11 protein-coding genes are annotated in these 24,126 nt (G+C 58.9%); 2 read left to right on the forward strand and 9 right to left on the reverse strand.

The genetic code is table 11. The features are described from left to right. The 9 genes from QLG21_RS19590 to tssB all read right to left on the reverse strand — a co-directional run bounded on the left by QLG21_RS19590 (position 1) and on the right by tssB (position 10,115). A complete protein-coding gene (locus QLG21_RS19590; RefSeq protein WP_348994650.1) occupies positions 1-471 on the reverse strand; it encodes a putative T6SS immunity periplasmic lipoprotein in 471 nt (156 codons plus the stop codon). After that, the gene (locus tag QLG21_RS19595; RefSeq protein WP_171007411.1) at positions 465-1,034 is read right to left on the reverse strand and encodes a type IV secretion protein Rhs; all 570 of its coding nucleotides are present in this window, start codon (positions 1,032-1,034) and stop codon (positions 465-467) included. The genes QLG21_RS19590 and QLG21_RS19595 overlap by 7 nt, the downstream gene beginning before the upstream one ends. Then, positions 1,034-3,673, reverse strand: a complete 2,640-nt coding sequence (gene tssH / locus QLG21_RS19600) for a type VI secretion system ATPase TssH (protein WP_282485046.1) — start codon at positions 3,671-3,673, stop codon at positions 1,034-1,036. The genes QLG21_RS19595 and tssH overlap by 1 nt, the downstream gene beginning before the upstream one ends. A 159-nt stretch (positions 3,674-3,832) precedes the next feature. Continuing rightward, positions 3,833-4,324, reverse strand: coding sequence for a type VI secretion system effector Hcp (gene hcp, locus QLG21_RS19605; protein ID WP_006178104.1), 492 nt, complete (start codon positions 4,322-4,324; stop codon positions 3,833-3,835). Position 4,325: 1 nt separating this feature from the next. Further along, positions 4,326-6,038, reverse strand: a complete 1,713-nt coding sequence (locus QLG21_RS19610; RefSeq protein ID WP_137849800.1) for an OmpA family protein — start codon at positions 6,036-6,038, stop codon at positions 4,326-4,328. 3 nt (positions 6,039-6,041) lie between these two features. Then, positions 6,042-6,695, reverse strand: a complete 654-nt coding sequence (gene tssL / locus QLG21_RS19615) for a type VI secretion system protein TssL, short form (RefSeq protein WP_282485047.1) — start codon at positions 6,693-6,695, stop codon at positions 6,042-6,044. Then, positions 6,692-8,032 carry a type VI secretion system baseplate subunit TssK gene (tssK, locus tag QLG21_RS19620; protein WP_282485048.1) on the reverse strand — a complete coding sequence of 447 codons (1,341 nt, stop codon included), beginning with the start codon at positions 8,030-8,032 and terminating at the stop codon, positions 6,692-6,694. The genes tssL and tssK overlap by 4 nt, the downstream gene beginning before the upstream one ends. 13 nt (positions 8,033-8,045) lie before the next feature. Continuing rightward, complete coding sequence (gene tssC, locus QLG21_RS19625) at positions 8,046-9,581, reverse strand: type VI secretion system contractile sheath large subunit (protein WP_282485049.1); 1,536 nt, start codon at positions 9,579-9,581, stop codon at positions 8,046-8,048. A gap of 42 nt (positions 9,582-9,623) precedes the next feature. Then, positions 9,624-10,115: a type VI secretion system contractile sheath small subunit gene (gene tssB, locus QLG21_RS19630; RefSeq protein ID WP_137849804.1), complete on the reverse strand. Its 492-nt coding sequence runs from the start codon at positions 10,113-10,115 to the stop codon at positions 9,624-9,626. Between the two features lie 865 nt (positions 10,116-10,980). Here tssB and QLG21_RS19635 point away from each other — a divergent pair. Both QLG21_RS19635 and QLG21_RS19640 read left to right on the forward strand, forming a co-directional pair. After that, on the forward strand, positions 10,981-11,337 hold the full coding sequence (locus tag QLG21_RS19635) for a hypothetical protein (protein WP_137849805.1): 357 nt from the start codon (positions 10,981-10,983) through the stop codon (positions 11,335-11,337). A 699-nt stretch (positions 11,338-12,036) separates the two neighbouring features. After that, a complete protein-coding gene (locus tag QLG21_RS19640) occupies positions 12,037-24,066 on the forward strand; it encodes a BapA/Bap/LapF family large adhesin (RefSeq protein ID WP_282485050.1) in 12,030 nt (4,009 codons plus the stop codon). The last annotated feature ends 60 nt before the right edge of the window (positions 24,067-24,126 follow it).

Below are 24,126 nucleotides of genomic sequence, written 5' to 3' on the forward strand. Positions count from 1 at the left end.
TTATTGTGGGGATAATTCACCATATGGACGCGCAATCTCCCTGTTGGTGAGTTGCAGGTTATATGCACGCTTGTTTTTCATGCCGACCCCGACAACTATCTTTCTGGCGACCCTGTCATCTTTATTAGTGGTGGATACCAGAAGATATTCGACGATGAACTCCCCATCGTCCGCAAAGCGATAAAAAGAGGGGGATATACATAAACGGCCGTCACTAATAATAAGCGCTGGATTAAATATGAATTTCTTACCCTTCGGTGGCGTCCCTCGTAAATTTATCGCGATATCGTAAAGTCGGTAGCCATCTGAAGAAGCAATGGAGAAACAAACATCATCCCCGGTCGAGTACACGCTCGCGGTTTCATCAAACTGCATCCTGTCTCCTGGGCCTGGGCATCCCATCAGGAGAAATGAACCTCCCAGTAGCAGGGCACAACGGTACCAGGTGCGAATACGATTTCTCATTACCATGGGAACCCCCTCAGACAGTGTTTATATTTTTCTCTGATAATTACTTCAGGGATATCATCATCGCAGGTGATTACCGGTTCTTTTCCTTGACGCAAGCGGTTCCATAAATAATATCCGCAACTGTCCAGTACAAAGTGATCGGCAATAATCTGGGCCTGCTGCTCCATGGGATATTCGCTTAACAGCCTGCCATCCAGGGTATATCGGTAACTTACCAGCCAACTGCCCAAGCCCCGGGCAATAACATTCATTCCATGGCCGTATTGCCAGACATGACTCATCTCATGGATAAAAAGGTGCTGGAAATCGTCTACCGATTGGGAAAAATCTTTATGGTATAACGGTAGCCGAAAATAGATCTCTCCATTCGGAGACATTGCCGTATGGTTATCCTGAAGACCAAAAGGCAGATAGCTGTCGCAGTGGATCCAAACTTTGTTATAGGGAATTGTGGACATGAAGACGGATTTTGCCAGTTTGATTTCTCCTGGCGTCATTAACCGTAACGTCCCTTCCTCTTTATTCTCTTTTTTTTCGTCCTTTTTTGTATCTTGGATAGTCATTATTCACCTGCCTGCTGCAACTCAATGACTATTCCCTCATCCTCATCCCAGCCGAGGGTAAGATGCTGCGGCTTCTGCCCCGCCGCCATGTGCGTCAGCAGCTGCTGGCTCAGCACCGGCAAAATCTGCTGGTTCAGCAGGCTGTCGATGTTGCGCGCCCCGGTGTCCGGCAGCAGGCAGGCACCGGTCAGTGCGTCCAGCAGGCCGTCGGCAATGATGGTTTTCATGCCGTAATGGCGCGCCAGGCGCTTGCTCACCTGGTTCAGCTTCATGCCGACGATGGTGCGCATGGCCGGTTGTGTCAGCGGGCGGTAAATCACCGTCTGGAAGCGCGCCAGCAGCGCGGGCTGGAAGTGGTCGCGCAGGATGGGGCGCAGCAGTTCGTGCAGGTCCCCGTCGCTGGCCTCCGGCTGCTCATCCAGCATCTGCATAAGGTGGTCGCTGCCGAGGTTCGAGGTCATCAGGATGACCGTGTTGCGGAAGTCAATTTCACGCCCCTCGCCGTCGCGCATGAAGCCCCGGTCAAATACCTGGTAGAACAGGTTCATCACGTCCCGGTGCGCTTTCTCGACTTCATCCAGCAGCACCACGCTGTACGGGCGTTTCCTGACGGCTTCGGTAAGAATGCCGCCCTGGCCGTAGCCCACGTAGCCCGGCGGGGAGCCCTTGAGCTGGCTGACGGTGTGCGGCTCCTGGTACTCTGAGAGGTTGATAGTAATCAGGGATTTCTCGCCACCGAACAGCTCATCGGCCAGTGCCAGCGCGGTCTCGGTCTTGCCGGTGCCGCTGGTCCCGACCAGCAGGAACACGCCCTGCGGGCCGTTATCCGGCGCAAGGCCGGTTTTGGCGGCGCGCAGGCGCTGCGCGATGGCGTTCAGCGCCGGGTCCTGGCCCACCACGCGCCTGGCCAGGTTATCCTCCAGGCTCAGCAGCTCCGTCTGCTCGTCCTTCATTAAGGAGGAGAGCGGGACCCCGGTCCAGTCGGCAATCACCGTTGCTACGGTCCGGGCGTCCACGTCCAGGCCCAGCAGCGGGCTGCCGTTCTGCACGCCGGTGAGCTGCTGCTGCAGGTCCGCGATGTCCGCGTGGCGGGAGAAGTCCTGGCGGCATTCCGAGAGTTGTTTTGTGAGGTTCAGCTCTTCTCCGTACCGGGCTTCCAGGGCACCGAGGTCGCGGGTGATGCGGCTCTCCTCCTGCTCAATCGCCGCCAGACGTTCGCCGGACAGGGTGCTGCCCATGGCGGTATCTTCCAGCAGCGCCTGCTTCTCCATATCCAGCGCCGTGAGCTGCGCCTTCATCCGGGTCAGCGGCTCCGGGACAGTGTCGAGGCTCATGCGGATACGTGCGGAGGCGGTGTCGAGCAGGTCCACCGCCTTGTCCGGCAGCTGGCGGCCTGTGAGGTAGCGTCTTGAAAGGGTGACGGCGGCGCGAACCGCCTCATCCGTGATGTGCACCCCGTGGTGCTGCGCGTAGCGGGACTTCAGGCCCCTGAGCATCAGGCAGGCGGTGTCGTCGTCCGGCTCGTCGACTTTGACCATCTGGAAGCGGCGCTCCAGCGCGGCGTCGCGCTCGAAGTACTGTTTGTACTCGCTCCAGGTGGTGGCAGCGATGGTTCTGAGCTCCCCGCGCGCCAGCGCGGGCTTGAGCAGGTTGGCCGCGTCCGCGCCGCCCGCCTGGTTGCCCGCCCCGATGATGGTGTGGGCCTCGTCAATGAAAAGGAGAACAGGCAGCGGGGACTGCTGCACCGCCTCAATGATGTTTTTCAGGCGCTGCTCGAACTCCCCCTTCACGCCCGCCCCCGCCTGCAGCAGGCCGAGGTCGAGGGTGCGCACGGCGACGGGTTTCAGGCTCTCCGGGACGTTGCCTTCGGCAATGCGCAGCGCCAGCCCCTCCACCAGGGCGGTCTTGCCGACACCCGGCTCGCCGACCAGAATCAGGTTGTTCTTGCGGCGTCTTGAGAGAATGTCCACCATCTGACGGATTTCATTGTCGCGGCCGAACACCGGGTCGATTTTACCGTCGCGCGCGCGAGCGGTGACGTCGAGGGTGAACTTGTCCAGGGCGTTCTGCAGCGCCGGACTGAGTTCCCCTTCTTTTATATCCGCATTCACCGGACGGCCCACGAACTCAACCTCATCACTTTTGGTTAATTCTTCTTCCTGCTGCACCTCTTCCCGCTCGTCGGACTGCGTATCCAGCAGCCCGCGCAGGCGCTCAAGCTGGCTCTGCCCGGTGGTGGTCAGCGGCCACAGGCCGTCGCAGCGCAGGAGAGACGGCTTTTCCACTATCGCCATCAGCAGGTGCTGGCTGCGGATGTGCGTCTCCCCCGCCAGCGAGGCGTGCAGCCACGCGTTCTGCATCAGGGTCTGTAAACCGTCCGAGAGCTGCGGACGGCTGCGCACCGAACGCGGGCGTGTATCCAGGAATGCCAGCAGGTCCTGCCATATCGCCTCCATGTCCCACTCGTAGCGGCGGGCAATCACCGTGATGTCCCCCTCGCCCTGCTCCAGCAGCTTCAGCAGCCAGTGCTCGGGCAGGATTTCCGCATGCGCCCGGGTCTGACACAGGGAGGCGGCTCCTTCCATTGCACGGGCGCAGTAAGGGTTAAGACGACGTAGCAGGATGGCTGGATTTTCCATGAGATTCTCTCTTTATCAGTTCCGGGCACGCTACCGCCCCTCGCTGTTGACTTACCAAAGCGCATCAGGTCAGGCAGGCAAATTGTGTGTTCTTTGCTGAGCGTCCGCGGGGCAGGCGCTCAGCAAAAAAAGCAGACGGAAAACCGTCTGCCCGGGTCATTACGCAGTCGTGCGTTCGTTCCACGAATCGGAATGAATGATGTTGCCGTCTTTATAGGTCCAGGTGATTTTCTCGTAGCGCAGCTCAATCTGTTCCAGATGGTTGTGCTTCTCGAACGCCGGGTCCTTGATGTCGTGCATTTTTGGCGCAACCTTCACCAGCTTCACGTTTTCCAGTTTTGTGTTGAAGTACTCCACTTCCTGGCCCGCGTCGTTGATTTTGTACCATTTGAATTCAGCCGATTTCAGGGTCTGGCCGGTGGTCACCGCCTTGTACAGGTACGGGCTGGAGGAGTCGATTTCCTTGGTGAACAGGAACGGCGTGTGGATACGCGTGCCGGTCAGCTTGCCGGTGTTGTTGTCGGTCGGGATGTACAGGTTATGCTCCTGCGCCACCACTTCGATACTGCCCTCGCGGTCCTTAACGTCCACGGACCCTTTGATGTCCGCGCCGCCGTCGTCCTTGAGCCACAGATAAACAGGAATTGCCATGTTATTTCTCCATTTCATTTTTTAATGCGCCATCATCCTGCGATGACGCATGGGGGTTGCCCGGTAACTTGCAGGCGTTCGCCTGCGGCACCAGGCTGATTTCGACACGGCGGTTCAGCGCCCGGCCTTCCGGCGTGTCATTGGTTGCGACAGGACGGCTTTCGCCATAGCCCTGCACCGCAAAACAGCTCTCCGGCACGTCGCCGGTGTCGCGCATCCAGTCGCGCACCGATTCCGCGCGTTTAAGAGAAAGCACCTGGTTAGACTTGTCGTCGCCGGTGCTGTCGGTATGGCCCGCCACCACAATCAGCCAGCCGGGTTTCGCCTTGATGCCCACCAACGAGTTGACCAGCAGCTTCGTCGAGCCGGATTTGAGCGCCCACCTGCCGGTGTCGAACAGCGACATGCTGTCGAGACGGATCGTCTGCGGTCCCTGCACGATCTGCTTGATGATCGGACGAGGCGGAGGTGGCGGCGTCCAGTCGTTTATAGCTGCCTCCACTGGCGGGATCAGACGCATCCCCTGATACAGCCCCAGACCGTAGCGCAGCGGCTCGCCGCGACGCAGCCAGTCATCAAGCAGGCGGCTGTCGGCGCGAAGACGCTGCTGAGCCTGCAGTTTTGGCTCATGCGGCGTACCGCTAAGGCGTTGATAGACGGCAAGGTGATCGCCGACGCTGCGGACCAGTCGCTGGTTGTTAATAAAGGAAGCCAGCATCGCCAGCGCGAGGAACAGAAAAAAGATACCCCCAGCCAGACGTATATCCTGCATCCGGCGACTGACACCCTGGCGGCGCGGCAGATACGGAAGAAGGACATCCGGGAGAGAGAGCATCTCCGACACGGGAGCACTGTCCGGGGCGAGCGTGGTGATCTCCCCTATTTGCTGCTGCCAGAGATTATCCGCAACGGCAGAGACCGGCGTCAGGCTGATACCGCAGGCGCAGAGTTTCAGGGCCGGAAGTTCTGCCTGTCGGGCACTCAGCGGTGGGTTAATATGACGCTCCGTCAGCGCAAGCACGCTGTCCAGCCAGAGCGCATGATAGAGCCGGGAAGCGTTACCGGTGGCCTCACGCTGCCAGTCATCAACCGGAAGCGGAACATGGCTGCTCTGACGCACCCGCACACCCGGCAGGTCCGGCGTCACGGTAAACCAGTCCTCCGTTTCGGGGCATTCGCCCTCCGGCGGCGTTACCCAGACCGCGATCCAGACCGGCGGCAGGCCATTCAGCCACGCGCGGCACTGGGCAATACTTCGCCGCCATCCGCGCAGAGACTGCGACAGCCCCTCTTCTGAATGATGCTGCTCCGGCACGACCGCCAGCAGTACAGAAACCTGGGGCACCAGGTCAGGACGGGCGTTCGCCAGATGCTGGGCCAACAACGGCAGTTGCTCAGCATTATCTACCCGCAGATACCAGCCCTGGCGCGTTTCCCGATGCGTCATGCCCTGCGAAAACAGCGATGCGGTATCGCCACAGACGAATACCACTGCCCCCTGAAACCCCTCAGGCGGCAGAATGTTCTCTTCATGCTGGTCACGGACTGCAGATACACGCCGAAACCGTCGCCACAGCACCGCGCCGCCCGTCAGTAAAATACACAGGCAGAGGGCAAACTTGCTCCCGCCGGAAAGCGGCCAGAAACCCAGTACCAGCCACAGCGCCAGCACAGTGGCGAGCATCGTCAGTACCACCCGGGATAATTCACGCATCCCTTATCCCTGCCCTGTAATTTGTGACACCATCTGCGCCAGCACTGAGGAAAAGGTGAACCACAACGCCACCAGTACCACAAAGCCTGCCGCCCAGCCCAGCCAGTACAGTCTGCGTCCACTGCGCAGCCCTGGTGCCTTGACCACCACAGGAGATTCCTGCGTCAGGGTAAAGGGCGGTACACGCTCGCTGAGCGCACGGATCACGTCCTCGCGCCGCTCGTCATTTTGCGCGCGGTATTCGCCGACAAAACCGAGCTGTAACGTCCGGTACAGGCAGGTCAGTACCGCAACATCCGGCGCGGGTTCCCGCAGGATGAGGCGGATGCGCTCCCACAACTCTTCACCCGCGTTCAGGGTGCTAAAAAACCGGGCCTGCAACGGATCTTTACGCCACCGGCGGTAGCCATCATCCTGCCTGTCACGGTTAAGCACGCTCTCATCCAGCAGGGCGCAGTAGGCATATAACATCCGGTCACAGCTCAGCTCGCTGAAGCCAGCCTGAGTCAGAGACTCGCGGGCGTCCTTCACCCACCGGCAGGCGCGGCGGTAAAGCGCCTCGCCGTCCTGTATTTCATGGCCACTTCGCAACTGGCTGACCATCAGCCAGCCTGGATAAAACGTTTGGTTAATCAGATCAATATCCGGGGTATTCATGAGCGCAGCACCGCAAAGAGTTCAAGTTTCACGTCACCCAGCGATTGCGGCGTGTAGAAGGTGCAGTTTCCTGCTTCCAGCATGGCGCGGGCCGCATCGGTGGACAGGTCAAGCGCAAAGTACTGGTTCTCCAGACGCAGCGGGATAGCCGCAGGGACATGGCTCAGCGGTTTAATGACCATGCCGCTCAGGGCGATATTGACCACCTCAGACACATCGTCATGGCTGCCTGCTTTACACAGCTGCGGGAAGCGGGTCTGCAGTTCATGGTTTGGCATGGAAGAACGCACGGAGAGATAGAAATCCGCGCCTTCGCGCAGCCGCGCATCGTGCAGTTTTCCGCGCCAGATCTCCTGGTCCTCACCCTGTTCCAGCGCAATGGCGATAACCCGCGACGGCAGGCTGGCCTCCAGAAGATGGTCCAGAAGGGTAAACAGCGGCGGAAATACTCGCTCCGGCGTGTCGTGCCGGTAAGGAGGTATATCGTCGGCGTGGTGTTCGAGAGAAAACGTCAACAGGCTGCCGGCAAGCCGTGCCAGCTCCCGATACAGCAGTTCAGGGTGGCGTGTCGGCGTCTGGTGCAGCTCTGTCAGCACGGGCTCCGCGCTGTTCAGGGCATTAAGCAGCCAGAACAGGGAAACGTCCGCCACGGCGAAATCCGCCATCCGCTCATTGCTTTCACGTCGCATCGACATCAGACGCTTACGCCGTGCTGACAGGCGGTGCAGGAGATCCCTGAGTTCCCCCGTCATTACGGGGCTGGCCTCCAGCGACAGTAGCGGTGGGATAAATTCGGCATCCCGGACCCACTGCCCCTGCGTATTGCGGGTAAGCCTCGCCACCGGGCAGGTCAGATACGCGCTGTTTTCCTGAGTGGACAGCCGCAGCGTCAGCGCATGACGCAGTACCGCCAGATCGCTACGTTCATGACCGGCAAGCTCCTGAACCGTCACCCGCTCAGACATCCAGCGACGAGGACGGGCGCTGTCGCGCCCGTCATCCAGATTACCGCCGTTCGCGCTGAGCAGTGGCAGGCACAGCAGCACCTCCACACTCTCTTGCCCCACTGCGGACACATCACATACTGGCGGCAGGTTATCCGCCAGATCCGTGTCCACCAGCGTTCCGTCGGCAAAACGTACCGCCAGACGCGTGGCATTGAGGCGGGAGAGCGACAGTGCACTGTCGTCAAACTCAGCGCACAGCACCCCCCAGGGATGCGCCAGCGCCATTCGTGCGACGTTATCAGCAACGTGCGCATCCCAGCGGGCCTGCTGCTGGAACTGTTGCGGGGCGAGAAACGCCCCGTCACTCCATAACGGACGATAAATTTTCATCCCTGCTACCGCCTTATGCTTTCGCTTTCGGCATCTGGCTGACCAGAGACAGGTTCACGTCCATCCCTTCCACCTGGAAGTGCGGCACCGCATACAGACGCACGCGGAAGAAGCCCGGGTTGTCCTCGATGTCTTCCACCACCACCTTCGCATCGCGCAGAGGGTGTGACGCCTGCAGCTCGTCGCCCGGATCGGTCATTTCGGTCACCAGACCGCGCACCCAGGTGTTTAACTCCAGCTCCAGCAGGCGGCGATCCTTGGTGGTGCCGATGTTTTCACGCTGGATCAGCTTCAGGTAGTGGGCAATGCGCGACAGCAGGAAGATGTACGGCAGACGCGCGTTGATGCGGCTGTTGGCGGTCGCATCGGCGGTGTCGTACAGCGCCGGTTTCTGGGCAGAGTTCGCCGAGAAGAAGCAGGCGTAATCGCGGTTCTTGTAGTAAGACAGCGGGATAAAGCCGAGGTTGGCGAACTCGAACTCGCGGGTTTCCGGGATCATCACCTCTGACGGGATTTTCACCTGGTTACCGGTGCCCAGATCATACAGATGAATAGGCAGATCTTTCACCGCGCCGCCCGCCTGCGGGCCACGGATCTGCACGCACCAGCCGTTGTTGATGAAGCTCTTCACCATATTGGAGGCGAAGGAGAACGACGCGCTGGTCCACAGGTATTTCTCGTGATCCGGGCCCTTCACCTGCTCAACGTAGTTGAAGCTGCGTACCGGCACGGTGTCCGGACCGTACGGCAGGCGGCCCAGCACGCGCGGCATCACCAGCCCGATGTAGCGGGAATCGTCGGTGTCGCGGAAGGATTTCCACTTGATGTATTCGGCGCGGTCGAAGTAGTTGCCGATATCCTTAATCGCAGCCACCTCTTCCATGGAGTCCTTCAGGAAGAATTTCGGGCCGACGGAGCCGATGAACGGCATGTGTGCCGCGGCGGAGACTTTGGAGATGTTGCGCAGCAGCGCGATGTCCTGCGGGCTGGCGTCGAACTCGTAAGAGGAGATCACCGAACCGATCGGCTCGCCGCCCGGGGTGTCGTACTCGGCGGTGTAAGTGTGCCAGTACAGGCCGCTCTGGACCAGCTCCGGCGCGTCTTCGAAGTCCTGACGGAGATCGTCTTTGGAGACGTCCAGGATTTCGGTTTTCACGTTCTGGCGATAATCCGTGTTGTCCACCAGCTGCTGCAGGCCGCGCCACAGGGATTCCACCTTCTGGAACTCCTCATGGTGCATCACCGCATCCAGCTGGCGGCTGATCTGATAGTCCAGTTCAGCGATGTGGTGGTCAATCAGCGTCTTGTCGAGCTTCTCAACCTGCTGACCCGATTTACGAATGCAGTCCATAAAGACCTGCATCGCCGCGGTCAGACGTTCACCCGCCGGGGCGTCAGACAGCGCGGCATCATCCAGAAAGGTGTTGATATCACCCAGGCTGGACGCCGGGGTCAGATTGATTTTTTCAAACAGAGAGGCGTAAACGCCGTCTTTCTCAAGAACCTTGGTTTGCCCCTGTGCCGGGCTTGTTTCAGTATTAACAGACATCAGCATTCTCTCATTTAATCCATTAAAAAACGTGCACGCAGCTTATTTCGGGGCAAGCGCGCTCATTTCATCGCGTAATTCCTGGGACAGCGCCGGGTCTTTAAGAATTTTCTCTAGTTCTTTTCTGAAAGTGGCGTTATCAAGGAGATTGGATTTAAGGTCGCGTAATAAATTACGCATTGCCAGCATCGCGCGTAGCTGAGGAATTTGACGGGCAACCTGCTCTGGTTCGAAGTCTTTCATATCGGAGAAACGTAATTTTACGCTCTCTTCTGAACCGTCTCCTGCCAGCGTATTGTGGACAGTCAGATTAACCTCTGGAGAAAATTCTGAAAGCACACTGTTGAAGTTATTCTTGTTGACGTTGATTTTTTCGCGTTCAGATAATGGACGGGACTCTTTGCCATTACTGAAATCACCAACGGTAAGGAGCTTAAGGGGCAGTTCGACTTTCTTTTGCGCGCCCCCGGTGTGTAAAGCCAACTTTAAATTAATGCGTGCCTTAGGCACTTCATTCTGGAACGTATCAGCCATAGCAGTCCCTTTCCTTAAGGAATGATTGTTAAATGAACGACGTTTCTTTACACAGCAATACTAGAACAAATAACTACTCAAGATCAACTTCGCAGATCGAAGATCTTCAATAGGATATTTCTTAAGAATTTTCCACCAAATGTAATCAAATAGTAATACTTCTGCAGCATCAAACTAAAGGGGTATTGACTACTTTTTTACATAAACACCGAATTAATAGCCATGCATGAGACAAAAATCAGGCACATGCGAAACATCAGCTTTTTTATTGATTTAAATCAATACGGCAATATCAACACCAGCAAACTCAATACCTAAGAGAGGCTATTAAATAATGCAGTAATTGCCTGATTCTGAGGTATGTCGCGGCACTAAAACAGTCCGATAATGGACAATATTAAGTTTTAAAATACAGGCTAGCCTGGTTAATAGATACTTTTAAAAAAACACATTTCATCCATCAATCATTGATTCATCAGATTAATATTCTTTATTTATATTTCCATAGAGATGAGATACCCGTACCTTCAGCCATTTATCGGGCTGCGATGCGGAGCTGGGTTCGATTATAAAGGTTTATTGATTGCAGCCTGCAAAAGCAGTACAAAAAAAATCTGCATATGCTTACGCTTCTCTTTTAACATTATTTCTCAGATGAATTATTCTCTATAAAAATGAAAAATTCTGATTGATGGTATTTATCCAATTCTGCTCAGGATAGCCATTCCCAGTAACTTCCCTTACCCTCAGGATCCACTTGCGCGATCGCTGTCTTGATCTCATTACAGTTTTTTCCTAGAGCCACACCGTTTCGTCTGTGTCACCCTTAATCACGCTCACAACCGAAACGTTAGATGAGGAAATTATGAAAAGAACAATTATTGCACTTTCTGCCATTCTGCTGGCTTCCCCTGTTTTAGCAGCAACGACACATGCAACAGATGATACCGTAGCGGCCGCCCATGCTAACGCTAACGACGCGAAGCAAAAGCTGCATGAAGAGCAGAACAAGGGTGAAGAGCTGAAGCTGAAGCAACAGCATGCCGCTGAAGGTAAGCGTGATAGCGTCGGCAGCAAGGTAAGCGAAGATTCGCAGAAAGCCTGGCACAAAACCAAAGAAGGTACCGAGAAAGGGTGGGATGCCACCAAAGAAGGGACCGAAAAAGGCTGGAATAAAACCAAACAAGGTGCCAGCGACCTTGAAAAGAAAGTCACTGAATAATTCTCTGTGAACCTAAAAGGCCGCGCCAGCGGCCTTTTTTATTTCTGCGAATAATCTTTCCGCTTCTATGCTCTATTTCTTTTTCCTCTGCGTTTTGTTTTTTCGTTCATAGCAGAAGATATGATATGCACAGGGATATATTTAAAAAATGCGAACAAACATAATATATCCTGTAGCAGATAAGTTTACCCTAACTTAAATATTAATTAAGCACTCATACAACTTAGTTTTGAGCTGAATAATCCTCGAAATATTTTCGCCAAAAAACAGCACCAGCAAAATATGTAAGTTATTGTTTTTTATAGACAAAAAACCCACAAATAAATAGCGTGTTTTTTTATTAGTCATAAATCATTTAATTCCCCCTTCATTGTTTCTCAATAGCTTTACGGAAGCTTAATTTGCATATTAATCCGTTTGTAGCTATATCATTTTTACACCTAAATATTTATTTCCTTTATTAATAACAGGGTTTTGCCTATTACAGGAAATTAATCACGTAACGTAATCTGTTCTAAATAAATAGTTTCATTCTGATGTTGCCACTTTTCACGCTGGCGGGCATCGATCGCGCCGAAAAAAGTACGGTGAGCGCTGATTAAACATCAGCAGCTCTGCCGGGGGCGCGCTTGTCCCTCCACAAAGAGATGGCCATGTCTTATTTGCCGTCCATGACAACTCTTCTGGAGTAATAACAATATGAGCCAAATCTCTGTTATCTCAAAACTTACCGGCGTGGAAACAACAATGGAGGGCTCTCAGGTTACGCTGAGTCATTCCTCGATCGTGGAGCTTCATGTCGAGCGAGCCGATATTGCCAACTACGCGCGCAACGGGAACGATTTGGTCATTTCCCTTCACTCCGGCGAAGTGATTACCCTCAAGAATTTTTACGTCGCGGATGCGCAAGGCGTGAGCCAGCTGGTGCTTTCCGAGAGCGACGGCGCGCTGTGGTGGATTGAAGATCCTACCGGGGCTGCCACGTATGAATCCATTGCGTCGACAGACGTATTGCTTGCCGCCTCGGGGAGCGAAACCGGTGGCGCAGCCGTCTGGCCCTGGGTGCTGGGCGGGTTAGCCGCTGCTGGCGGGGTGGCTATCGCGGCAAGTAGCGGTGGTGGCGGCGGCGATGACGATAATAATTCGAATCCTGGTAACCCGGGCAATCCCGGAAACCCAAACAATCCGGATACCACGCCGCCTGATGCACCGACCGGCCTACAGATTTCAGGCGATGGCAAAACGGTGACGGGCAGAGCCGAACCCGGCAGTACCATCACCTTGAAAGACAGCGAAGGTAACCTGATCGGCACGGGTAAAACCAACAGCGATGGCACCTTCACCATTGAGCTTGGCACGCCGCTCACGAATGGGCAGCAAATTGTCGCGACGGCAACCGATCCCTCCGGAAATGTCAGCCAGGAGGCGCACGCCACCGCCCCGGACACCACCGCGCCTGACGCCCCTGAGATTGTGCTGGTCAATGACAACGTTGGCTCTGACGCTGGCCCCGTCGGCAACGGCAAGCCGACCAACGATGCAACCCCTACGCTAAGCGGCATTGGTGAGGCGGGAGCGACCATCACCGTTTACGATAACGGCAAAGCCATTGGCATCACGAAAGTGGACGCCGAAGGAAAATGGAGCTTTACGCCCGCAACCGCGCTGGCAGAAGGCAGCCATACTCTTACGGCCACGGCGACAGATGCAGCCGGAAATACCAGCCCTGCCTCAACAAACGTCTCGTTCATCGTAGACACCCTGGCACCTCAGGCCCCCGTCATTACCAGCGTGACCGATGATGTCTCCCCCAATACCGGTGCTGTGGGTAACGGCGGCAGCACCAACGATCAGCGTCCAACCCTGACCGGTACCGCCGAAGCTAATTCCACCGTCACCATTTACGATAAAGGGATCGCTATTGGTACCGTGAAGGCGGATGGCAGCGGCAAATGGACATTTACCCCGGACATTACCCTGGGTGAAGGCAGCCATCAGTTCACCGTCAAAGCCACCGATGCCGCCGGAAACACCGGTGCGGCATCCGGCGCGTACACGGTGATCGTAGACAGCGTCGCCCCAACGGTGCCCGTTTTAAGCAGCGTGACGGACGATGTGGGCACCCTCAAAGGCCCGCTCACCAGCGGGCAGGTGACCGATGACGCCCGTCCGACGTTTAACGGGACAGGCGAAGCCGGGACCATCATTTCCGTCTACGACAAAGGTGTCTACCTGGGTCAAACGACCGTTTCTTCCAACGGAACATGGGCCTTCACGCCGTCGGCCGATCTCGCTGAAGGGTCGCATCAGATAACCGTGCGTTCCACCGACGCGGCGGGTAACACCACGGTTGCGGGCGGGAGTTTTACCTTCACCGTCGACGTCACGCCACCCGCCACGCCGGTGGCCGTCATTGTCAATGACACCAGCGGCAGCATCGTGGGGGCGGTCGAGAACGGCGGGCTAACGGATGAAACGCGCCCACGGCTGAGCGGTACAGGTACCGCGGGCGACACCATTACCATCTACGATAACGGCCAGCCTATTGCCACCGTTCCCGTCAGCGCGAACGGAACCTGGAGCTACACGCCAACGGGCGCTCTGGCTGAAGGGCCGCACGCCATCACCGTGCGGGAAACCGACCCGGCGGGCAACCAGAGCCAGCCGTCACAGCCGATCAACTTTGTGGTTGATACCACCCCGCCCGAACCGCCTCAGGTCGAGCCGATGGCCGATACCGGGATCTTCGTGACCGGCGTTGCGGAAGCGGGCAGCACGGTCTTTATCTATGACGGCACCACGTTAATTGGACAGGGGATCGCCGGCACGGACGGACGCTATTCCGTTCGCGTGACGCCAGCGCAAACCGATGGCAAAACGCTGACCGCCGTCGCCGAAGATGCCGCCGGTAACCTCGGCAACGCCACGACCTTCACCGCCAGTAATTCCGGCTTCCCGGACACGCCAGTAATCATCCGCGTGGATAACGATAACGGGGACGACCCCGTCTCCGTCGGTTTCGGTCAGGCGACCAATGACAACACCCCGCTGATTAGCGGGACGTCAGCACCGAATGCCACTATCACCCTCTATGACAATGGCGTTCTGCTTGGCACCGCACTGGCGAATGGCAGCGGTGAGTGGAGCTTCCCCTCACCGATCCTGCTCGATAATACGCACGTGATAACCGCAACGGCCACCACGCCGGCGGGCACCAGCGGTGATTCCATCTCCTTTACCGTGATTATTGATACCGTTCCTCCCGTTGCGCCTGACGATGTTGACGTTGTGGCGAACGGGACTCAGGTCACCGGCAGCGCCGAAGCGGGCAGCACCATCACCGTAAAAGATGCTAACGGCGTGACGATAGGCACGGGCGTCGCCGGAAACGATGGCAGCTTCACGGTGTCCATCTCCCCGGCACAAAAAAATGGCGAAACCCTGAACGTCACCGCGACAGACAAAGCAGGTAACGGAAGTCTCGCCACCCCGGTTGAAGCCCCGGACAGCACGGCCCCGAACAGCCCAACCGGTGTGGTCGTTGCGCCTGACGGAGGAAGTATTTCAGGTAGCGCTGAACCAGGCAGTACCGTGACCATTAAAGATCCGGACGGCACGACGGTCGGCGAAGGCCCTGTCGGCCAGGATGGTACATTCACCATTCCATTAAGCCCGGCGCAAAATAATGGCGAAGTGCTCGACGTAACGGCCACAGACGGTACCGGCAATATCAGCACACCGGCGCAAACCACAGCCCCGGATACCACGGCGCCTGATGCCCCGTCGGGTCTGACCGTTAGCCCGGATGGCACCACCCTGACCGGTACAGCAGAGCCAGGCACCACGGTGACGGTGAAACAGGGCACCACCACCATCGGCACTGGCCCGGTTGATGATGCGGGTAATTTCACGGTCACCCTTAATCCGCCGCAGAAAAATGGCGAAACCCTCGACGTTAGCGCCAAGGATCCTACCGGTAATATCGGCGATTCCACCCCGGTCAACGCACCGGATGTTACTCCGCCAGCGGTGCCGGTGATTGTCTCCGTGGAGGATAACGTTGAAGCAAATACGGGCCTGCTCGGCAATGGCGTGACAACCAATGACAACACCCCGCTGCTTCGTGGAACCGGCGAGGCTGGCTCGACGATCTCGATCTTCGATAACGGCAGGCTTGTCGATACGGTCCAGGTCGACGGAACCGGAAACTGGAGCTTCACGCCACCGGCGCTGGCCGAGGGCGGGCACATCTTTACCGTTTCAGCAGCCGATACGGCCGGGAACAGCAGCGGCTTGTCCAACAGCTGGAGCATCACGGTAGACACCCAACTGCCTGCCGCACCGGTGGTCAGCAGCGTGGTGGACGACGTCGAAGGCGTGACCGGGGCGCTGACCAGCGGTCAACAGACTAACGATAACCGCCCAACGCTCAACGGCTCCGGCGAGCCGGGTGCAACCATCACCATTCTCCTCGATGGTAATCCGCTCGGGACCGCAGTGGTGGGACAGAACGGCGCATGGGTCTTTACGCCGCCTGCCGACATTCCTGATGGCAATTATGTCCTGACAACGGTTGCCACCGATGCTGCCGGGAACCAAAGCCCGGCCTCCCCAGGCTTTAACCTGAACATTTTCACCGACGCACCGTCGGTACCGGTGATCGAGTCGATTACCGACGACGTTGGGCCAGTGACTGGCGGCCTGACTGACGGCGCAGTCACTGACGATTCTTCGCCTCTGCTGCAGGGGACCACCGATCCGGGCACCACCATTACCGTCTTCGACGGGGCGAACCCTATCGGTACTGCAACAGTGAACGGCACTGGTCAGTGGACCTTCACGCCATCCTCTCCCCTGCCCGACGGCACGCATTCGCTGACCGTCGTCGCCACCAACAGCGCGGGGACAACGACCACCTCGGATCCAATCGTCATCCGCGTAGATACGCTGGCGCCGGATACGCCGGACGCCCCTGCCGTCACGGTGAATCCGGACGGTTCAGAGGTTACGCTCGGTTCAGGCGATATTACCCGTGATACCAACCCGGTGCTGTCTGGTACCGGCACCGAAGGCGATACCATCACCATTTATAACGGGAACGAAGCTCTCGGCACCGTGGTCATCCCGGCGGGCGGCGTCTGGACCTGGACCCCGCCGGGAGGGTTAGACGATGGCACATATAACCTGACGCTGACCGTCACCGCGAAGGACGGGGCCGGTAACGAAAGTGCGCCGTCACAGCCGGTTTCGATAACCATTGACACCGAAGCGCCGGATGCACCAACTCCGCCAACCGTCGTTGATAACGTCAACGAGGTGACGGGGCCAGTCACCGCAGGGGACAGCATCAACGATCCGCGTCCGGTCCTGAGCGGAACCGGCACGCCAAACGATGTCATCACCATCTTCGATAGCGTAAACGGCGATACAGCCCAGCAGATTGGGGTGGTCACCGTCGGGGCGGACGGCAACTGGACGTGGCGTCCTGACACGCCGCTGGGCAATGCGCAGCATGCGATCACCACCACCGCCACCGATGAAGCCGGTAACGTCTCTGTTCCGTCTTCGGATATCACCTTTACCGTGGATACCACGCCTCCCGTCACGCCGGTCATTACCGATGTCGCAGGTGTTGCTACGGGGGGAGCAACCGATGATGCCACCCCAACCCTCTCCGGCACGGGCACCACCGGCGATCAGGTGATTATTTACAATAACGGCGTCGAAATCGCGCGCGTGTTCGTCGACGCTGGCGTCTGGACATACACGCCGGGCACCGCATTGCCAAACGGCACGCTGAACCTCACCGCTTCGTCGATTGATGCGGCGGGCAACGTCAGCGGCACCAGCCCGGTCTACAGCGTGACGATAGATACCGTTGCGCCAACGACGCCGCTGGTGGATAGCGTTTCCGACAGTAATCTGGTCGGCGGCGTTCACTACACTCAGGACACGGCACCGACGCTGAGCGGGACCGGTGAACCGGGTGCGACCATCTCGGTCAGCATCGACAATACGCCATCGACCATCACCGCCGTGGTTCAGCCGGACGGCACCTGGACATGGTCACCCGACCCTGCGCTGGCGGATAACACCTCTCACACTCTCGTGGTCACCTCCACCGATGCGGCAGGCAACCTATCGGGATCGACCACCGTTACCCTCAACGTGGACAATCTGCCGCCGAGCGCGCCTGCCGACCTGGCGCTGACGGAGCAAGGCACGCCGCTTACCGGTACGGGTGAAGCCGGTTCAACCATCACTGTCCGCGATGGCACCACCGTTATCGGCACCGGGGTTGTGGGGCAAGACGGGACCTTCTCTATCGCCCTGACGCCTGCGCAAACCAACCCAACCACGCTGGAAGTCACGGCGACCGACCTCGCCGGTAACGTAAGCGCTGAAACGCCGTTCACCGTCGTCGACGTGCCGGACCTGCCGGCTATCCCGGTGATCACTACCCTGATTGACAACGAAGGCCCGGTCACGGGCGATGTGAAAGGCAGAAGCTCCGATGACACCACACCAACCCTGAACGGCACCGCCGTCGCCGGGAGTACCGTCACCCTTTATCTCGATGGTGTGTTACTGGGCTCCGTGGTCGCAGACGCCACGACCGGCGCCTGGAGCTACACCCCGACCACGGGACTGACGGAAGGATTACACCGCTTCGAGGTCACCGCGACGGTCGACGGGCAAACCAGCGGCCTCTCTCCGGCTGCGACGGTCACCATCGATACTACCGCGCCTGCAGCACCAACCATCGGTGCCGTAACGGATGATGTGGGGCCAGGAACCGGGCCACTCACCACCGGCCAGGCCACCAACGACGATCGCCCAACCCTCAGCGGTACCGCGACGCCTGGCGACACCCTTTCGGTTTACGATAACGGCAACCTGCTTGGCACCGTCGTGGTGGGCGCAACCGGTGCGTGGAGCTTTACGCCGCCGTCTGCGCTCAGCAACGACACCCACTCTCTTACCGTGCGCGCTACGGATCCGGCGGGTAATCAGGGGCCAGACTCCGCTCCGTTTGTGGTTATTGTCGATACCGTGTCGACGACGCCGGTCATTACGGGCGCGGAGGATAACGTCGGGACGGTCGTCAACGTGCCGAGCGGCGGCACGACGAACGATGCCACGCCGTTGCTCTCGGGAACCGCCGAAGCGAACAGCACCATTGCCATTTTCGAAGGCGGCACGCAGATTGGCACCGTACTGGCCAACGCCAGCGGCGCATGGAGCTTTACGCCAACGTCACCGCTGACGGACGGAACCCACACCTTTAACGTCACGGCCACCGACCCACTGGGCAACGTCAGCTCATCATCGAACCAGTACACCGTGATCGTCGACACCGTGGTGCCCGATACGCCTGTGCTGACCGCCGTCACGGATAACGTTCCCGGCGGCGTGAATGGCGCGCTGACGTCAGGCCAGGTCACGAACGACAGCACCCCAACCCTGACCGGCACGGGAAATAATGGGGAGACGATCCATATTCTCGATAACGGCACGGAAATCGCCACCGTGCAGGTGGGCAGCGACGGCACCTGGACATGGACGCCAGACACCGCCCTGCCGGAGGGGCCACACAGCATTCGCATCAACGCCAGCGATGCCGCAGGCAACGTTTCGGCGAATACACCGGCCTTTGTTCTGACGGTGGATACCGCGCCGCCGGTTGCGCCAACCCTCACCAGCGTGCTGGATGATATTGGCCCGGGCACCGGTGCGTTAGCTACCGGCTCCACCACCAACGACACCCAGCCGACCCTGAACGGCACCGGGGAAATTGGTTCCACCATCCATATCTTTGATAACAACGTCGAGATTGGTACCGCCGTGGTGAATGCCTCCGGCACGTGGACCTTTACCCCCACCACGCCGCTTGGCGAAGGGCCGCACGTTCTGGGCCTGACGGCGACCGACCCGGCGGGCAATACCAGCACTGGCACCACCCTGTTTAACCTGACGGTCGATACCCTGGTCCCTAACGCGCCGGTGCTCAACACCGTCACCGACGATCAGCTGCCGTCGACCGGTACCCTGACCAACGGCCAGGCAACCAACGATCCTCAGCCGACGCTCGCCGGAACTGCGGAAGCCAACGCGGTTATTCGCATCTACGATAACGGCGTGGAGATCGCCCAGACCCGCGCGGATGAGACCGGTAACTGGACCTTTTCACCCACGCTGGCCAACGGCAGCCACACGCTGACGCTGACGGCAACCGATGCCGCGGGCAACCTCAGCCAGCCGTCGACCGGGTTCACGGTGGTAGTGGATACCGTTGCGCCTGTCGCGCCGATTATCAGCCAGGGCGTTGATGATGTCGGCACCCTGACCGGCACCTTCGGCAGCGGACAAGTCACCGACGACACGCTGCCGGTGCTCAACGGAACCAGCGAAGCCAACGCTGTGGTGCGTCTGTTTGAGAACGGCATACAGATCGGCCAGACCACCGCCGGGGCGGACGGCTCCTGGACGATTCAGCTCACGACGGCGCTGACCACCGGCCCGCATACCATTACCGCAACGGCGACCGATGCGGCGGGCAACGTCAGCACGCCATCGGGGGACTTTGTCATTAACATCGACACTACCCCGCCAGCCGTGCCTGTTGTCACCTCGGTGGTGGACGACGTGGGCGCGACGGTTAACCTGACCAACGGCCAGGTGACCAACGATGCTCTGCCGACCCTCAACGGCACCGCAGAGGCCGGCGCAACGGTGAACATCTACGATGGAACCACCCTGCTGGGCAGCGTGGTCGCCACCGGCGGAAACTGGAGCTTTACCCCGACCACCGCGCTGGGGGACGGCTCTCACACCCTGACCGTCACCGCGACCGACGCAGCGGGTAACGTCAGTGCGCCAACCACCGGCTTTGTTATCGTCGTGGATGCCTCCGCGCCAGCCGCGCCGGTCATCAGTTCCATCGTGGACGATGTTGGCACCGTAACCGGGGCCATTACCGGCGGTAACCCGACCAACGACACCCGTCCGACGCTCAACGGCACCGCTGAAGCCAACGCAACGGTGCGGATCTACGATGGCACCACGCTGGTTGGCACCGTCACCGCCGATGCCAACGGCAACTGGACGCTGCCGCAGACCAGCACCACGCTGACCGAAGGCCAGCACAACTTTACCGCCACGGCGACCGATGCCGCAGGTAATACCAGCGCGGCATCACCTGTCACCTCGATCACCGTTGATGTGACTCCGCCAGCACTGCCTGTCGGACTGGCTGTTATTACCAACGGTACACACGTAACGGGCACAGCCGAAGCGGGCAGCACCGTCACTATCACCACCAGCACCGGGACGGTACTGGGTACGGCGACGGCGGATGGCAGCGGCAACTTTAACGTGACCATTGCTCCGGCACAGACCGGGGGCGAAACGCTGCTGGCGTTTGCCACCGATAAAGCGGGTAATGCCGGTGCCAACGCCTCGGTTACGGCGCCGTTCACCACCCTGCCGAACGCGCCGGTGATCGCGAATATTAACGATAACGTCGGTACCGTGACCGGCAATCTGACCAACGGCAAAACCACCGATGACACCACCCCGACCCTGAGCGGGACGGCGCAGCCTAACGCTACCGTTACCCTGTATAACAACGGCGTGGCGATGGGGACCGCGGTTGCCGACGGTGCCGGGAACTGGACGTTCACCACCCCGGCGCTGAGCGAAGGCTCCCACGCCTTTACCGCCTCGGCATCCAACGCGACGGGCACCGGTCCGATATCTGGCGCCACAACGGTGATTGTCGACGTTACCGCGCCGACTCAGCCTACCGGCACCTTTAATACGGACGGCAGCGTGTTGACCGGCAACGCCGAAGCGGGCAGCACCGTGACCATTCGTCTGGCGGATAATTCGACGGTCACGACTACCGCCGACAGCAACGGGAACTTTACCTATACCTTCCTGAATAAGCAGACGGAAGGCCAGACGCTGCAAATTACCGCCACCGATGCCGCGGGCAACGTCTCCCCGATCGGTTCAGCGCTTGCGCCGGTCGTACCGCTGTCGGCCAGCACTAACGTCGAAGAGCTGGAGTTGAGCACCACGGCCACGGTGACGAACGCGCAGTACAACGACTACGGCTTCCTTCTGGTGGGCGCGCTGGGCAACGCGCTGACGCTGCTCGGCAATGACACCGCGCAGGTTGGCTTCACGGTGGGAAGCGGCGGCAGCGCGGATATCTCCGTCAATGCCAACGCCACCGGCGCGGTGCTGTCACTGCTCAACACCCTTGAGCTGGTGGTGCAGCGTTTCGATAGCGTGAATAACACCTGGACCACGGTGGTGGATACCGGACAGCCGCAGTTCGCAGACCTGCTGACGCTAGGCGCAACCGGCGTCTCCCTGAACCTGGCCGGGCTTGCCAACGGTCAGTATCGCGTGCTGAGCTACAACACCAACCTGCTGGCAACCGGCTCCTACACCAGTATTGATGTGGCGGTGAAAGAGACCAGCGCAGGCACCGTGACCGGGGAAACCAGCCTCGGCGGGAACGTGATTCTCGATACGGATCCTACAGCCGGCAGCGATAACGCCCCGGCAGGGACCACGGTCAGTGCAGTCACTAACTCTCAGGGCGACACGGTCAACGTCACGGCGAACGGCACCGTCATTCAGGGCCTCTACGGTACGTTAACCATCAACCTTGACGGGACCTACACCTACAACCTGACCAATACCAGCGCCTCGGTGATTGGCCGGACGGAGAACTTCACCTACACCATCACCCATAACGGTGCCAGCGCCTCGGCGAATCTGGTGCTGTCCCTGGGTGCAGGCACCACCGCAAACAGCATTGTGGCCGTCGATAACACGGCGTCGCTGACCTACGACACCACCGTGCATGAGATCAATAACGGTACTTCGTCGCAGGGCGGCTTTACCGTGGTGGGGATTAATCTCGGCAATACGCTCGGCCTGAACCTGCTGGATGACCTGAGCAATCCGATCATCTACAGCGTTGAGGAAGGCACCACCCGTACCATGACCATCCAGGCCTCTGTTGGCGGCGTGGCGCTGGCCTCGGTGTTTGACCTGTATGTCTACAAGTTCAACGATGCGACCCAGACGTTTGAGCAGATGCGCGTTCAGCCGGGCTGGCTGCGTGCGCCGCTGCTGGGCGGAACCTCGTCCCAGCTGACGCTGAACCTGCCGTCCGGAGAGTATCTGTTCCTGCTGAATACCGCCGCGGGGATCACGGCGCTGACGGGCTATACGCTTAACGTGCTGGAAGACCACGTCTACAGCGTCTCAAGCGTGGGCACCAGCACCACCGGTAACGTGCTCGCAGACGACATTGCCCCATCCGGCACCGTCGTGTCTGACGTGAACGGCGTCGCGGTGAACAACAGCGGCGTAACCAGCATTGTCGGGGAGTACGGCACGCTGACCATCAACGCATCCGGGCAGTACACCTACACCCTGAAAACGGGCGTCGGTGCAGACCATATCGACACCCCGGATACCTTTGTTTACACCATTACCGCACCTGGCGGCGCGAAGGATACGGCGTCGCTGAACATCACGCCAACCGCCCGGGCGATGGACGCGGTGAACGATGTCAGCCAGGTTCTGGATGTCACCTCGGTGCACCATACCTCGGCCTACTCGGACACCACGGTGGGCACGGCGAGCTGGAACGCCGCCCTGCTGGCCCCAACGTCGGGCAGCGGCAGCGGGACCTTCGTGGTCGATGCTAATACCGCGCTGCATAACGTGGTGCTGCACTTCAACGTCGCCTCGCTGCTGACGCTGGGCGGGCTGACCGTGAACTGGACGATCTCCCAGGGGGGCACCACTCTGCGGACCGGATCGTTCGGCGGCGGGCTGCTGCTGGGGGGCAATGCGGATATCGCCGTGACCGGTCTGGATCTTAACGCGGGCACCTACACCCTGAGCTATACGGGGAGCATGCCTGCACTTGGGCTGGGCGGCGTCACCATCACCCCGAGCGTCACCGGGACCACCTACTCCCTGAGCCAGTTCGACGCCACCAGCGGCCACACCGTCAACGGTAATATTTTTGACGGTACGGATTCCGCCGGGGCAATGGATCAGCTGCACTCGGTGGATACCCGCCTGAGCGTGACGGGCTACAACGGCGTAACCACCACGCTGGATCCGTACACCGGCAGCGCCACCGTCAACGTCGTCGGTCACTACGGCACGCTGGCGATTGCGGCGGACGGCCATTACACCTACACCCTCAACGCCGGGGTGTCACTCTCCACCATCACCTCGAAGGAGGTCTTTAACTACACCCTGACCGATGCGGCCGGTAAGACGGACAGCGCCACGCTGACCATCAACATGGCACCGCAGTTCATCAGCTCTGAGCATAACGACGTCATCACCGGTACGGCCTACGGCGATACGCTGATTTATCAGGTGCTGAACAACACGGTGGGCAACGCCACGGCGGGTAACGTCAACAGCACGGCGGGCGATCACTGGACCAACTTCTCACTGGCGCAGGGAGACAAGATCGACATCGGCGATCTGCTGGTGGGCTGGAACGGCAGTGCCTCTACCCTGGGTAACTACCTGCATGTCACTAATAGTAATGGCAATACTGTGATCTCCATCGACCGTGATGGTGCAGGGGGCACCTACACTAATACCACGCTCGTTACGCTGGACAACGTTCAGACCACCTACGACGAGCTGGTAAATCAGCAACACATCATTACCTGATAGCACCTGCACCAAATGACCCGGGCGCACAGCGCCCGGGCATAAACAATAAAGCAGTAC

It is taken from the genome of Enterobacter sp. V87_3 (assembly GCF_029967835.1).
Lineage (GTDB): Bacteria > Pseudomonadota > Gammaproteobacteria > Enterobacterales > Enterobacteriaceae > Enterobacter > Enterobacter cancerogenus.

Bases quoted from the DNA above. Each gene is read 5' to 3' on its own strand.
- QLG21_RS19590 (WP_348994650.1), bottom strand. From the start codon at position 471: ATGGTAATGAGAAATCGTATTCGCACCTGGTACCGTTGTGCCCTGCTA.
- QLG21_RS19595 (WP_171007411.1), bottom strand. From the start codon at position 1,034: ATGACTATCCAAGATACAAAAAAGGACGAAAAAAAAGAGAATAAAGAG.
- tssH (WP_282485046.1), bottom strand. From the start codon at position 3,673: ATGGAAAATCCAGCCATCCTGCTACGTCGTCTTAACCCTTACTGCGCC.
- hcp (WP_006178104.1), bottom strand. From the start codon at position 4,324: ATGGCAATTCCTGTTTATCTGTGGCTCAAGGACGACGGCGGCGCGGAC.
- QLG21_RS19610 (WP_137849800.1), bottom strand. From the start codon at position 6,038: ATGCGTGAATTATCCCGGGTGGTACTGACGATGCTCGCCACTGTGCTG.
- tssL (WP_282485047.1), bottom strand. From the start codon at position 6,695: ATGAATACCCCGGATATTGATCTGATTAACCAAACGTTTTATCCAGGC.
- tssK (WP_282485048.1), bottom strand. From the start codon at position 8,032: ATGAAAATTTATCGTCCGTTATGGAGTGACGGGGCGTTTCTCGCCCCG.
- tssC (WP_282485049.1), bottom strand. From the start codon at position 9,581: ATGTCTGTTAATACTGAAACAAGCCCGGCACAGGGGCAAACCAAGGTT.
- tssB (WP_137849804.1), bottom strand. From the start codon at position 10,115: ATGGCTGATACGTTCCAGAATGAAGTGCCTAAGGCACGCATTAATTTA.
- QLG21_RS19635 (WP_137849805.1), top strand. From the start codon at position 10,981: ATGAAAAGAACAATTATTGCACTTTCTGCCATTCTGCTGGCTTCCCCT.
- QLG21_RS19640 (WP_282485050.1), top strand. From the start codon at position 12,037: ATGAGCCAAATCTCTGTTATCTCAAAACTTACCGGCGTGGAAACAACA.